At 75.9% G+C, this 12,850-nt stretch carries 10 protein-coding genes and 1 riboswitch; of the genes, 5 read left to right on the top strand and 5 right to left on the bottom strand.

All coding sequences use genetic code 11. The annotated features are described in order from the left end of the window. Nucleotides 1–39 precede the first annotated feature (39 nt). Nucleotides 40–1,314 carry a cell division protein PerM gene (locus FIC82_RS16150; RefSeq protein ID WP_154799187.1) on the top strand — a complete coding sequence of 425 codons (1,275 nt, stop codon included), beginning with the start codon at nucleotides 40–42 and terminating at the stop codon, nucleotides 1,312–1,314. Between the two features lie 799 nt (nucleotides 1,315–2,113). Here FIC82_RS16150 and FIC82_RS16145 read toward each other — a convergent pair. The 3 genes from FIC82_RS16145 to FIC82_RS16135 form a co-directional block, all read right to left on the bottom strand. Beyond that, the gene (locus FIC82_RS16145) at nucleotides 2,114–3,604 is read right to left on the bottom strand and encodes an MFS transporter (protein ID WP_154799186.1); all 1,491 of its coding nucleotides are present in this window, start codon (nucleotides 3,602–3,604) and stop codon (nucleotides 2,114–2,116) included. A 59-nt stretch (nucleotides 3,605–3,663) separates the two neighbouring features. Further along, entirely contained in the window at nucleotides 3,664–5,004 is a 1,341-nt protein-coding gene (locus FIC82_RS16140; protein WP_154799185.1) for a M20/M25/M40 family metallo-hydrolase, read from the bottom strand. 73 nt (nucleotides 5,005–5,077) lie between these two features. After that, entirely contained in the window at nucleotides 5,078–5,716 is a 639-nt protein-coding gene (locus FIC82_RS16135) for a hypothetical protein (RefSeq protein ID WP_168731997.1), read from the bottom strand. A 171-nt stretch (nucleotides 5,717–5,887) separates the two neighbouring features. On the opposite strand from FIC82_RS16135, the gene purN reads away from it, so the two are divergent. Beyond that, entirely contained in the window at nucleotides 5,888–6,529 is a 642-nt protein-coding gene (gene purN, locus FIC82_RS16130) for a phosphoribosylglycinamide formyltransferase (RefSeq protein WP_047233091.1), read from the top strand. On the opposite strand, the gene FIC82_RS16125 is transcribed toward purN, so the two are convergent. Further along, on the bottom strand, nucleotides 6,526–7,173 hold the full coding sequence (locus FIC82_RS16125; RefSeq protein WP_154799183.1) for an ArsR/SmtB family transcription factor: 648 nt from the start codon (nucleotides 7,171–7,173) through the stop codon (nucleotides 6,526–6,528). The two genes, purN and FIC82_RS16125, sit on opposite strands and share 4 nt — an antisense overlap. A gap of 102 nt (nucleotides 7,174–7,275) precedes the next feature. Between FIC82_RS16125 and FIC82_RS16120 the strand changes: the two genes are divergently transcribed. Both FIC82_RS16120 and purH read left to right on the top strand, forming a co-directional pair. Beyond that, complete coding sequence (locus tag FIC82_RS16120) at nucleotides 7,276–8,694, top strand: MFS transporter (protein ID WP_154799182.1); 1,419 nt, start codon at nucleotides 7,276–7,278, stop codon at nucleotides 8,692–8,694. Nucleotides 8,695–8,698: 4 nt separating this feature from the next. Next, nucleotides 8,699–8,787, top strand: a riboswitch (ZMP/ZTP riboswitch). A 62-nt stretch (nucleotides 8,788–8,849) separates the two neighbouring features. Next, nucleotides 8,850–10,532 carry a bifunctional phosphoribosylaminoimidazolecarboxamide formyltransferase/IMP cyclohydrolase gene (gene purH, locus FIC82_RS16115; protein ID WP_154799181.1) on the top strand — a complete coding sequence of 561 codons (1,683 nt, stop codon included), beginning with the start codon at nucleotides 8,850–8,852 and terminating at the stop codon, nucleotides 10,530–10,532. Between the two features lie 404 nt (nucleotides 10,533–10,936). Here the strand turns inward: purH and FIC82_RS16110 are convergent, their stop codons facing one another. Beyond that, the gene (locus FIC82_RS16110) at nucleotides 10,937–12,331 is read right to left on the bottom strand and encodes an NAD(P)/FAD-dependent oxidoreductase (protein WP_154799180.1); all 1,395 of its coding nucleotides are present in this window, start codon (nucleotides 12,329–12,331) and stop codon (nucleotides 10,937–10,939) included. Nucleotides 12,332–12,385: 54 nt separating this feature from the next. On the opposite strand from FIC82_RS16110, the gene FIC82_RS16105 reads away from it, so the two are divergent. Next, on the top strand, nucleotides 12,386–12,814 hold the full coding sequence (locus FIC82_RS16105) for a DUF3017 domain-containing protein (RefSeq protein ID WP_154799179.1): 429 nt from the start codon (nucleotides 12,386–12,388) through the stop codon (nucleotides 12,812–12,814). Nucleotides 12,815–12,850 lie beyond the last annotated feature (36 nt).

Below are 12,850 nucleotides of genomic sequence, written 5' to 3'. Positions count from 1 at the left end.
TGCCACGTACCGACCACTCGATCGACGACGATGGGCACCATGAGCACCACCAGCACGACGCGTGGTGCGCGCACGCGCACCGTGGACGGCAGCCCGGCCCCCGCACCGGTCGTGGTCCGGCGCGGACCGTCGGGCGTGCTCGCCGCGCTCCAGGCGCTCGCGCTCTCCCTCGCGGTCGTCGTGCTGCCCGGGGTCGTGGCCTTCCTCGCGTCCTCGACGGGGACGTCAGAGGGCGGTGGGTGGGGACAGTCCGTGACGATCGCGGCGGGCTTCTGGCTCCTCGGCCACGGGGTCCCCCTCGTCGCGAGCGGCACGACCGTCACGCTCGTCCCGCTCGGGCTCACCGCGCTCGCGCTGTTCTGCTGCTTCGCGTCCGCGCGCCGCTCCGCGCACACGACGACGTCCGCGTGGGTCGCGGGCACCGTGACCTACGCGCTCGCGACGCTGGGCGTCGCCCTGCTCGCCGGGTCGACCCCCCTGTGGGGCCTCGGCGTCGCCGTCGTCGGGGGCGCCGTCGTCGGCGGTCTCGGCCTCGGGGCCGGGATCCTCGCGCGGCCGGACGCGCCGTTCGTCGGCGACCTCACACAGCGGCTCGACCGGTGGCTCCCGCCGTCGGTGCGGCTGGGCCTGCGCGGCGGCCTGCTGGGCACGAGCCTGCTGGCGGGCGCCTCCGCGGTCGTCGTCGGGGCCTGGCTCGTCGCCGGGCGCGCGACGTCGGGCGACATCGTCGCGGGCCTCGTCCCCGGGACCGTCGGCGGGATCGTCCTCGCGCTCGCGCAGCTCGCCGTCCTCCCGAACCTCGTGGCCTGGGCGGGGGCGTGGCTCGTCGGTCCCGGGTTCGCCGTCGGCGAGGGCAGCGCGTTCGCCCCGACCGGCTCGGAGCCCGGCGCCCTGCCGGCGATCCCGATGCTCGGTGCCCTGCCCGGCGACGACTGGACCAACTCCCTGACCCCCTGGGTGCCGGCCGTCGTCGTCGCGTTCGGCGTCGTGGCAGGGACGTTCGTGTGGCGCCGCCTGCGCGACGTGACCCGCACGCACCCGGACGACGACGTCCGGTGGCTCGACGTCGGCCTCGCCGTCGCCGGGGTCGCGGTGGGCGCGGGGCTGCTCGTCGGGCTCGTGAGCTGGCTCGCCGGCGGAGCGGTCGGGCCCGGGCGGCTCGAGGTCGTCGGAGCCGACGCGCTCGTCGTCGGCGCGCTCGCCGCGGCCGAGATCGGCGGCGGTGCCGCGCTCGCGATCCTCTGGGCACGGCTCGACGTCCTGGGCCGCCGCCACGCCGACCCCCTCGACGACGAGGCCCGACCGCCGAGGTAGAACTCTGGTCGCGCGAGGCAGAACCGTGGTCGCGCGAGGTAGAACTCTGGTCTGCCGAGGTAGAACCCTGGTCGGGTCTCGGACCCGCGGGGTCGGGTCCGCGGTGGGGGCGGCCTCGGTGCTCGGGGCTGCGGCGCCATCACCCCGGTCCCTCGGCCGTGGGTCTGAGGAGCGCCGCTCTGACGCCCCTTCGCATCCGAGCCCACCCCCACCGCTCGGCCGTCATCCCGCCATGGCACGGCGGCGGCCGACCAGGCGATCGTGGCAGGCCGAACAGGCGACCGTGGCTCGTCAGGCAGACAGGACGAACCCAGACCACCTGTTCGGCGTGATGGCGCGACGACTCGGCGCGAAGTCGCGACGACCAGGTCGCGTCGCGACCGCGACGCCACCCACGATCCCCAGCTGCGGCGCGGCGGTGCGGCGGTGCGGGACACGGTCCGGGGCGGTGGGGCCAGGTGTCGTGCCGATTCCGGATGCGGCGACGGCGACCTGGATCGCACGACCGACACCGCGGGCGGTCGCCCGGGTGAGCGACGCCGAGGGCGCGACGGAGCAGGTCGGGGTGGGTGGTGGTGCCGCGTCGTGGCTGGGCCTGGCGGGAGCCGCGAGGAACGAGCGGCGGATGGTAGACGCGGCACCACCACCCACCCCGACCACCCAACGCAACCACACGCCGTCGAGCACAAGAACCAGCGTTCTACCTCGCGTGACCGCGGTTCTACTTCGGCCGACCAGGGTTCTATCTCGCGCGACCAGGTTCTCCTTCGGCCGAACGAGGGTTCTGTCTCGGCGGGTGTCAGGCGGTCGGGGTGGGGACCGTGGGGGTGCCCTCGGTGGGGGCCGTGGCGGCGGGGTCGGTGAAGGCCTGGCGCGGGACGACGGCGAGGAGGAGGACGGCGGCGACGAGCGCCGTCGTGCCGCACACGACCCAGACGGTGACGTACCCGCCGAACGATCCTGCCGTGCTCTCGGTCGCGCCGCCCTGGAGCGCGGCACCGGCGAGCGCGATGCCGAAGACGCACGACGCGATCGCCCCGCCGACGGTCTTGACGGAGTTCGTGAGGCCGGTCGCGACGCCGGTGAGCGTCGGGGGTGCGGCGGCGGCCGCTGCGGCAGGCAGCGCGGCGACGAGCGCGCCGGAGCCGAGTCCGACGACGACCATGTTGGTGAGCACGTTCGCGTACGTCCCGTGGAACGGCAGGAAGAGCAGGAAGCCCACGCCCACGAGGGTGGACGCACCGACCAGGGTGAGGCGCGGCGTCGCGCGGCGGGCGACGCGGGGGTAGGAGAGCGCGCCGACGATCATGCCGACCAGGTAGACGCCGATGAGGAGGGACGTCTGGAAGCCGGTCGTGCCGAGCCCGTACCCGTGCTCGGCGGGGTCGGTGCGGGCGAACGTGGACAGCGGTGCCTGGGCGCCGAGCACGGAGACGCCGAACAGGCCGGCCGTGAGGAACACCGGGCCGAGCGTGGGGGAGCGGAACATGCGCACGTCGACGAGCGGGTCGTCCTGGCGCAGCTCCCACCGGGCGAACGGCCACAGCAGCGCGACGCCGAGCACCACGAGCGCCCACGGCGCGAACGCGACCACTCCCTCGAGGCGCAGCAGGCTGAGGCCGCCCGTGAGCGCGAGGAGCGCGAGCGAGACGAGCACGAGGCCGACGGTGTCGAAGCGCCCGCCCGCAGGGTCGGGCGACTCCTTCACCCCCAGGAGCACGACGACGAAGCACACCACCACGAGCAGCGTGGGCACCAGGAGGACGACCCGCAGCGGCAGCGCGTCGACCAGCGCACCGCCCGCGAGCGCGCCGAGGATCGCGCCGGTCTCGAGCGCCGCGACGAGGATGCCCGCGGCCCGCGCGGTGACGGCGGCCGGGTTCGCCAGGCGCCGCGCGCGCGACCACACGAGCGCGATCTCCAGCGGCAGCCACACGACGTAGAACCCCTGCACGGCCCACGCGACGAGGAACACCGCGAACGAGTCCGTGAACGGCAGGACGAGCGACGCGGCCGCGGTGACCGCAGTCGACCACAGGAGGATGCGGCGGTGCCCGACCATGTCGCCGAGCTTCGCCAGCGCGGGCACGACGAGGGCCGACAGCATGAGTTGGGAGCCCTCGAGCCAGTTCACGTCGGCGTCGTGCACGCCGAGGTGCCGCGCGATGTCCGTGAGCATCGGCGTGTAGTAGCCCTGGAGGACGCCGCTCGTCAGCTCGACGAAGGCGAGGAACCCGACGACGCCGGCGAGGGTAGAACCCGCGAGGCGCCCGGTGAGCGAGCGAGCCATCGCTGCTCCTTCTGCGTGGGGAGGCGCGCGTCGTCGCGCGCCCCGGAGGTGGGGGAGCGTCAGGGTAGCCGCTCGAGGAGGGCCCGGTGGAACCGCTCGCCCCGCTCGAGCTCGGCGACCTCGACGCGCTCGTCGACGCCGTGGATGGTCGCGCGCAGCTCGGCGGACATCGCGAGCGGCGCGAACCGGTAGACCGCGGGCGCGAACCGGTGGAAGTGCCGCGCGTCGGTCGCCTGCATCGTGATGTACGGGGCGGGCAGCGCGTCGGGGTGCGAGACGCCGACGCACGCGGCGAGGAGGGCGAACCGCTCGTCGTCGACGGGGGACTCGGGCGAGGGCTCGCTGCCCTCGACGACCTCGATCTCGACCTGCGGGTCGTCCACGCGCCGACGCACGCGCTCGACGGTGCCCGCGACGGTCTCGCCGAGCGCGATCCGCAGGTTGACGGTCGCGGACGCCTGCGACGGCAGCACGTTCGCGGCCGTGCCGCCGGAGAGCATCGTGGGCGCGACGGTCGTGCGGACGATCGCGGCGGCCTCGCCGCCCATCGCGGCGAAGGTCTGCGCCGACACGGGAGGGGCGGCGGCCAGGGCGCGCAGCGCGGTGCGGGCCGGTCCGGTCGCGCGGTCGGAGAACAGGCGGAGCATGCGCGAGATCGCGACGGGCGTGCGCGCGGGGAAGGTGCGCGGACCGAGGCGCTCGACGGCGCGCGCGACCCGCCGGACCGCTGTCGTCGTGGGCGGGGCGGAGGCGTGGCCGCCCTCGCCGCGCGCGGTGAGGCGCAGCGTGAGCACGCCCTTCTCGCCGACGCCGATCATCGCGGCGCTCCCGGGGACGAGGGGGAGCGGGGAGTCCGTGACCGCCCCGCCCTCGTCGAGCACGAGCCATGGGATCACGCCCCGCTCGTGCAGCGTCGCCGCGATCGCGGCGGCGGCCGCGCCGTGCGACTCCTCGTTGCCCCCGAACGACAGGTAGACGTCGCGCGCGGGCGTGAAGCCCGCCGCGAGCAGGTTCTCGACCGCCTCGAGCACGACGACGAGCGGCCCCTTGTCGTCGAGCGCACCGCGCCCGTGCACCCAGCCGTCGGCGACGCGCCCCTCGAAGGGTGGGTAGGTCCAGTCGTCGCTCTCGTCGACCGGGACGACGTCGTAGTGCGCCATGAGCACGACCGGTGCCTCGTCGGATCGCCCCCGCCAGCGGTAGAGCAGCCCGAGGTCGGTGATGCGCTCGCGCTCGAGGTGCTCGTGGACGAGGGGGTACAGCTCGCTCAGGAGGTCGACGAGCTCGTCGAAGGGCGCGAGCCCGCGCTGCTCCAGCTCGGCGGACACCGTCGGGATCCGGATGAGCCGGGCGAGGCGCTCGTCGGCGCCGGGCCGGGGGGACACGGTCGCGGTCGTCATGGGCACACCTTAGAGACTCGATGTCACGAGCGGGTGACGGAGTCTCACCGGGTGCCGCGCGGCGTCGGACGGGTCAGGACGACGCGGGGGCCGGCGTGGGGAACCACCGGGCGAACGTCTCCTCGAGCGCCTGCGTCCGCTCGACGTCGCAGCGCTTCTCCGCGGAGACCGTGATCGCGCCGTCGAGGCACTGCTGGTGCGCCAGCGCGACGTCCCACGTGACGAGCGTCGAGACCATCTGCAGCGCGAGCATCGCCGAGAGGCCCACGCCGATGCCCAGTGCGGGGACGAGCGCACCGCGCACGCGTGCGCGCCAGACGGCGAGCAGCGCCCGGATGCCCACGACGATCGCCCCGACGGCGAGCGCGAGGCTCACGGCCTGCCACGGGAACGGCATGGTGCTCACGACGATCACGGCGAGCAGCAGGAGCCCGAAGTGGAGCACCCGCCGCGTCGCGGCCCGCGCGAGCTCCGGGTCGGGCTCGGGCGGCTCGTTCGGGGCCGGGCGGCGGTCGGCCTGCGGGTCGGTGACGAGGGGCGCGGGCCACCCGGTCCCGGGCGGTCCCGGGGGCGGGGTCGTGCCCGACGGGGGGACGTCCGGCGGGGGCGGGACCGGCGCGTCCGGACGCGCGCCCTCCTGCGGCGGCTGCTGCGGCTCGGGTCGGGGCTGCTGCGGCGCGTCGGGACGGGGCGGTGCGTACGGGTTGCCCACGGGCAGCTCCTCGGTCGGTCGGGCGGCTCGCGGTACATTCTCCCATCGGAGACCGGGTGCCCGGGAGGGCGTCCGCCCCGTCCCGCCGAGGTGCCGCAGAAGCTCATCGCGGCACCACGCCGCAGCCACCGAGCCCGCACCCGGGCCACCCCCGAACCCCGCAGGAGCACCGTGCAGACGCCGTCCGGCCACCCCGTCGAGTCCACCTCCGCCGCCCGTGTCGTCGTCCTCGTCTCGGGCGCCGGCTCCAACCTCGCCGCGATCCTCGCCGCGCACGACGACGCCGCGTACGGCGCACGCGTCGTCGGCGTCGTGTCGGACAAGGCGGACGCCGGCGGCCTCGACCTCGCCCGCGAGGCCGGGATCGCCGCCGTCGTCGTGGCCCCGGGCGACTTCGACGACCGGGCCGCGTGGAACGAGGCGGTCGCGCAGGCGGTCGACGTCTTCCGGCCCGACCTCGTGGTCCTCGCAGGCTTCATGCGCATCCTCGGCCCGGCGTTCGTCGGGCGCTTCGCGGGGCGCACGATCAACACGCACCCCGCGCTCCTGCCGTCCTTCCCGGGCGCCCACGGCGTGCGGGACGCGCTCGCCTACGGCGTGCGCGTCACGGGGTGCACGGTCCACGTGGTCGACGACGGGGTCGACACCGGGCCGATCATCGCCCAGGTCGCGGTGCCGGTCGAGGACGGCGACGACGAGTCGTCGCTCCACGAGCGCATCAAGGTCGCGGAGCGCGCGCTGCTCGTCGAGACGGTCGGCCGGGTCGCGCGCGAGGGGCTGCGCGTCGAGGGCCGCCGGGCGCTGCTGGGCTAGGACTCCGACTCCGACTCCGACTCCGACGTCGACTCCGCGCGGCGCGGAGCCGTGGGACGTGGTGCCGTCGTGCCCTCGCCCACCCGGGCGTCGTCCGCCGGGGGGAGGTCGCGGGGCGCGAGCACGGCGAGGGCCTGGTAGGTCTCGCGACGCTCCTGGGGCGCGGCGCGCCCCTCCTCGAGCGAGCGCGCGGTCCAGCGCTCGAGCAGCTCCGCGAGCTCGCGGGACATCGTCGCGGCCTGCTCGGCCGTGAGCACGAGCGTGCTGAGGGCGAGGATCCGGTCGTCCCGAGCCCCGGTCGCGCTGCCGCGCCGGAACGTCTCCTCCGCCCAGGCCAGGGCGGGGCGCACCACGTGGCGCACGGCGTCGGGCGTCCCGGGCTCCACGGCGTAGCTCTCGGCCACGTTCTTCCACACCCGGTCGCGGCGGTCGCGCGCGTGCTCGGGCGCCTCGACGATCATCCCGGCCTTGGCGAGCACCCGGAGGTGGAAGCTCACGGAGTTCGCGGGCTCTCCGGTCGCCTGGGCGAGGTCGGCGGCGCGCGCGTGCCCGAGCACGGCGAGCTCCACGAGGATGCGTTGGCGCAGCGGGTGCGCGATCGCCCGCAGCGCCGCGGGGTCCTGGACGCGGAAGGTCTCGAGCACAGGCCGAGGCTAGCAACGCCCGGGGCCGTGCACGCGGTGGTGCGCAGAAGAAAGTGCGCAACACCTATTGCGCAACAGGAGTTGCGCACCTAGGTTCGTGCCATGACGAACCCGCCTGCCGCCTCGGTCGAGGACCACCCGCCCACCGGCCCGTCGTCGACGGCCGCAGACCCCGCCACGCCCGCCGCCGTCGTGCCGGACGCCGTCATGCCGGGTGCCGCCCCCGGCGGTGCGGTCCCGCCGTCGCTCCTGCGCAACCGGTCGTACATGCTGCTCATGACGGGGATGACCGCGGAGTCGCTCGGGGCGGGCGTCGCACTCTTCGCCGTGCCGCTCGTCGCCTACGGGATCACGGGGTCGGTCGTGCAGGCGGGCGTGGTCGCGGCCGTCGGCCAGCTCGGGGCGCTCCTCGCGACGCTCCCGGCCGGCGTCGTCGCGGACCGGGTCGACCGGCGTCGGCTCATCGTCGTGTCCGCGAGCGTCGGCGCGGCGCTGTGGGCGACCGTCGCGCTCGCCGCAGGACTCGGGTCGCTCACCGCCTGGCACCTCGCGGCCGTGCTCTTCGGCGCCTCGGTGGTGGGGGCCCTCGTCGACCCGGCCACGAGCGGAGCCTTCCGCTCGGTCGTTCCCGTGCCCCAGCTGCCGACGGCGCTCGCGGCCGTGCAGGGACGGGACGCCGTCGCGAGCCTCCTCGCGGGGCCCCTCGGCGGGGTGCTGTACGCCGTCGCGCACGCCGTCCCGCTCGCCGGGGCAGCGATCGGGCACCTCGCCACCGCCGTCTGCACCTGGTTCGTGCGCGAGCCGCTCAACGGCGACGTCGCCGCGGCGCGCGCGACCCGCCCCGCGGAGGCGCTGCGCGAGGGGCTCCGGTTCGTGTGGTCCGTGCCGTTGTTCCGCGCGCTGCTCGGCCTGTTCGTCGTCATCAACGTCGCGTTCGGCGGGCTCATGGTCGGGATCAACCTCGAGCTGGTGCGCACCGGCACGGCGCCCGTCCTCATCGGGCTCGTCGACCTCGCGGTCGGCGTGGGCGTGCTCGTCGGCGCGGTCCTCGCGCCCCGGCTCGTCGCCCGGGTCCGCGCGGGTGCGCTCGTCGTCGCGGCCCTCGGGGTGCTCGCGGCAGGGGCCGTCGTCATGGCGGTGCTGGAGTCGTACGCCGCCTACCTCGTGGTGCTGCCGCTCGCGCTCCTGCTCGTCCCTGCGGTGAACGCGGGCCTCTCGGGCTACGCCGCGGCGGTCACCCCGCCGCAGCTCCAGGGCAGGCTGTCGTCCGTGCTCGGGCTCACCGGTCTCGCCGCGGGACCTCTCGTCCCGCTCGTCGGCAGCGGTCTCCTCGACCGGTTCGGGCTCGGGTCCGCGCTCGCGGTGCTCGCGGGGCTCCTCGTCGTCACGGTCGCGGTCCTCAGCACGGTCCGGTCCCTCTGGCGGGTCGGCACGCCCGACACCTGGGCCGACGACGCCGCCGCCCTCGCCGCGTCGGGCATCGCGGCGGACGAGCCCGGGCCGTCCGGGGCGGACCGGTAGACTGGGCGACGGCCGCGACTGGCGAGGGTGGGAACGACCACCGGGGAGCGACCGGACCAACCTGCTGGTGCGTCGACCGCCTGGGCGCCTGGGTTCAGCCACACGGTACCGGCACGCCGCCGGACCGCGACCGCGACCCAGAGGAGCCCCTCGTCATGTCCCACCCGGCCCCGCACGTGCCTGCCGCCCCCGACGTCCAGCTCGCCGACGACGCGCAGCGTCCCGTGCGGCGCGCGCTCCTGAGCGTCTACGACAAGACCGGCCTCGTCGAGCTCGCCACCGCGCTCCACGCCGCGGGCGTCGAGCTCGTCTCCACCGGCTCCACCGCGTCGACGATCGCGGGTGCGGGCGTCCCCGTGACGAAGGTCGAGGACCTCACCGGGTTCCCCGAGTGCCTCGAGGGCCGGGTCAAGACGCTCCACCCGCGCGTGCACGCCGGGATCCTCGCGGACTCGCGCAAGGCCGACCACCTCGCGCAGCTCGACGAGCTCGGCATCGCGCCGTTCGAGCTCGTCGTCGTCAACCTCTACCCGTTCGCCGCGACCGTCGCGTCGGGTGCGGGGCCGGACGAGGTCGTCGAGCAGATCGACATCGGCGGGCCCTCGATGGTCCGCGCGGCCGCGAAGAACCACCCGAGCGTCGCCGTCGTCGTCGACCCGGCCCGGTACGACGACGTCGTGGCGGCCGTGCAGGCGGGCGGTTTCACCTACGCGCAGCGCAAGGCGCTCGCGGCCGCCGCGTTCGTGCACACCGCGACGTACGACGTCGCGGTCGCGTCCTGGATGGGGAACGTCGTGGCGCCCACGGACGCGGTCCCGGCCGACGGCGAGACCGTGAGCACGGGCTTCCCGGCCTGGATCGGTGCGACGTGGGACCGCGCCGACGTACTGCGCTACGGCGAGAACCCGCACCAGCGCGCCGCGCTGTACACGAACGGCGACGGCCGGAACGGCCTCGCCCAGGCCACGCAGCTCCACGGCAAGGCCATGAGCTACAACAACTACGTCGACGCCGACGCCGCGTGGCGCGCCGCGCACGACCACACCGCGCCGGCCGTGGCGATCATCAAGCACGCGAACCCGTGCGGCATCGCGGTCGGCACCGACGTCGCCGACGCCCACGCCCGGGCCCACGCGACCGACCCCGTCTCGGCCTACGGCGGCGTCATCGCGGCCAACGGCGTCGTCACCAAGGCTGCCGCCGAGCAGATCGCGCCCGTGTTCACCGAGGTCGTCGTGGCGCCCGGCTTCGAGCCCGAGGCGCTGGAGATCCTCCGGGCGAAGAAGAACATCCGCCTCCTCGTCGTCGACGCCCCGCCCGCGGCGGCCGTCGAGACACGGCCGATCAGCGGCGGGCTGCTCGTGCAGAGCGTGGACCGGGTCGACGCCGTCGTGACGGACACCGAGGGCCAGGTCACGGGCGGCGACGACCCGCAGCACTGGAACCTCGTCACCGGCGAGGCCGCCGACGACGCGACGCTCGCCGACCTCGCGTTCGCGTGGCGCGCGATCCGTGCCGCGAAGTCCAACGCGATCCTCCTCGCGCACGACGGCGCCGCCGTCGGCGTCGGGATGGGACAGGTCAACCGCGTGGACTCGTGCCGCCTCGCGGTCGAGCGCGCCAACACCCTCGCCGACGGGCAGGAGCGGGCGCGCGGCGCCGTCGCGGCGTCCGACGCGTTCTTCCCCTTCGCCGACGGCCTGCAGATCCTCCTCGACGCGGGCGTGCGTGCCGTCGTCGCGCCGGGCGGGTCGATCCGCGACGCCGAGGTGATCGAGGCGGCGCAGGCGGCGGGCGTGACGATGTACTTCACGGGGACGCGCCACTTCGCGCACTGACCGGGAATCCCGGTCAGATTCCGGTCTGGTCTGGTCGGGGCGGGCCGAGGGACGGGGCTGCGCGCGGTCTACCATCCGCGCCTCGTTCCTCAGCGCTCCCGCCAGGCCCGCCACGACCGCGCGCAGCCCCGTCCCTCGGCCCGCGCTCTCGGCTCGCCTCGTGACCGGCTCGCATCGCGACCGGTTCGTCACGGGGTCGGCTGGCTTCGTGACCGGGTCGCCACGGGTCGGCTGGCTTCGTGACCGGCTCGCCACGGGTCGGCTGGCTTCGTGACCGGCTCGCCACGGGTCGGCTGGCTTCGTGACCGGCTCGCCACGGGGTCGGCCCGCCTCGTGCCCGGCTCGTCACGGGGTCGGCTGGCCCTGCGACCGGTTCACCGCGGTCAACCGGCCTCGCGGCGGGCTCAGGCCAGGGCGTCGCGGAGGCGGCGGGTCGGGTCGAGCGCGGCGTCGAGGTTGACGCGGAGACGGCCGGTGCGGTTCATCGCCTTGCGGACCGGGCCGACGTCGCGTGGCGAGTCGACGAGCAGGACCGCCCGGACCTCGATGGACCGGTGCTCGGGGCCGCCGTCCGCAGCCGGGCTGCCGTCCGCCGTCGTGCCGTCGCCCGAGGTGGAGCCGGAGTGCGCGCCCGGGGCGAGGTAGAACGCGGCCCAGCCGTCGTGGCCGGTCGCGCCGCCCGTCGGGTCGCCGCGGAACAGCACGATGTCGCCCTCGGCGGGCACGCCGAACAGGGCGAGGTCGTGCCCGAGCTGCTGGGAGAACACGTAGGGCGCGTGGCCCGTTCCGACCTCGTCGTCGCCGAGCAGCGCGGCGACCGTCGCGTCGGGGTCGTGGAGCGCGGCGGACCAGTGACCGCCGGGGACTGCGCCGAGCAGCGGGTGCTCGCGCGTCGCGCAGTCGCCCACGGCCCAGAGCCCGTCCAGGCCCGGTACCGCGCCGGTGGTGTCCACGGGGATGCTGCCGCGCGGGTCGCGCGGGACCGCGCCGTCGAGCCAGTCCGTCGCGGGGCGGGCGCCCACGGCGGCGAGCACGAGGTCGGCCGACAGCTCGCGACCGTCGGCGAGCCGGACGCCGTCCGGCCGCACCTGCGCGACCGCGACGCCGGTCACGAGCTCGGCGCCGACGGCCGCGTACCACGGCGAGAGGTGCGCGCCGACGACCGGTCCGAGCTGGCGGCGCAACGGTGCGTCCGCGGCCTCGAGGACCGTGACGTGCGCACCCGCGCGGACGGCGACGCCGGCCAGCTCGGCCCCGATCCATCCGGCGCCGACGATCACGAGGCGAAGCCCCGGGTGCAGCGCTGCGCGCAGGGCCGCGGCGTCCTGCGCGGTGTGCAGGAGCGTGGCCTGTTCCCAGCCGTCGGGCCGGACCGGCGCGGACCCGACCGCGAGCACGACGGAGTCGGCGGTCAGGCGGTCGCCCGACGCGGTCGTGACCTCCCACGCGCCACCATCGGACGCCCGGCGTCGCACCAGCTGCACGGCCGGGTCCTGGAGGCGGACCTCGTCCGCCAGGTCCTCGACGTCCACGCCCAGGTCGTCGGCGAGCCATGCGGGGCTCGGGCGGCTCAGGAGCTCCTTCGACAACGGCGGCCGGTCGTAGGGAGGAACTCCCTCGGCGCCGAGGACCGTGACCCGACCGGCGTAGCCCCGACGGCGGAGCGCGCCTACCGTCTGCGCGCCGGCGAGCCCCGCGCCGACGACGACCACCGACGCGGGCGGACCCGGGACGCCCGTGGGAGGAGCGGCGCGGTGCGCGGGGGGCGGTGGGAGGACCGGCGGCTCGGCGGACGACATGCACGTCACGCTAGGCCACGACGGTAGGCTTCCGGACGTGGAAGGTGCAGCAGCGTGACCGACGTCACCGCGGACGGAGGGACGCGGCACCGGCCGCCGACGACGCTCGTGCCGACGTGGCACCACGTCGACGACGAGCCGGGAGACGGTGAGCCCTCCGCAGGGGCGCGGCCCGACGACGAGGCACAGCCCCCGGTCCCCGAACCACCCGCGAGCCTCGCCCCGGCGCGCCAGCCGGCGATGTGGCTCGTGCTCGCGGGCGTCGCGGTCTCGACGCTCGTCGCGGTGCTCGTCGGTGCGCGCGCCGGCTGCTTCACTCTCGCCGCGCTGCTCGCCGTGGCCGGCGTGTGCCGCGCCGTCATCCCCGGCCCCGGCCCCGTCGGGATCACCGTCCGCTCGCGCGGGCTCGACGTCTTCTTCTTCCTCGCACCCGCCGCCGTCATGGCGTTCCTCGCACTGAGCCTCGACCAGGGCGAGATCTGATCTCGCGGTAGACGACGGCGGGCCCGGACCGCGGTC

The organism is Cellulosimicrobium protaetiae (assembly GCF_009708005.2).
Lineage (GTDB): Bacteria > Actinomycetota > Actinomycetes > Actinomycetales > Cellulomonadaceae > Cellulosimicrobium > Cellulosimicrobium protaetiae.
Note: the sequence above shows the minus strand (reverse complement) of the source record. Positions and strands in the feature narration are given on the sequence as shown.

Coding starts and splice junctions, on each gene's coding strand:
- FIC82_RS16150 (WP_154799187.1), top strand. CDS start 40: ATGAGCACCACCAGCACGACGCGTGGTGCGCGCACGCGCACCGTGGAC.
- FIC82_RS16145 (WP_154799186.1), bottom strand. CDS start 3,604: ATGGCTCGCTCGCTCACCGGGCGCCTCGCGGGTTCTACCCTCGCCGGC.
- FIC82_RS16140 (WP_154799185.1), bottom strand. CDS start 5,004: ATGACGACCGCGACCGTGTCCCCCCGGCCCGGCGCCGACGAGCGCCTC.
- FIC82_RS16120 (WP_154799182.1), top strand. CDS start 7,276: ATGACGAACCCGCCTGCCGCCTCGGTCGAGGACCACCCGCCCACCGGC.
- purH (WP_154799181.1), top strand. CDS start 8,850: ATGTCCCACCCGGCCCCGCACGTGCCTGCCGCCCCCGACGTCCAGCTC.
- FIC82_RS16110 (WP_154799180.1), bottom strand. CDS start 12,331: ATGTCGTCCGCCGAGCCGCCGGTCCTCCCACCGCCCCCCGCGCACCGC.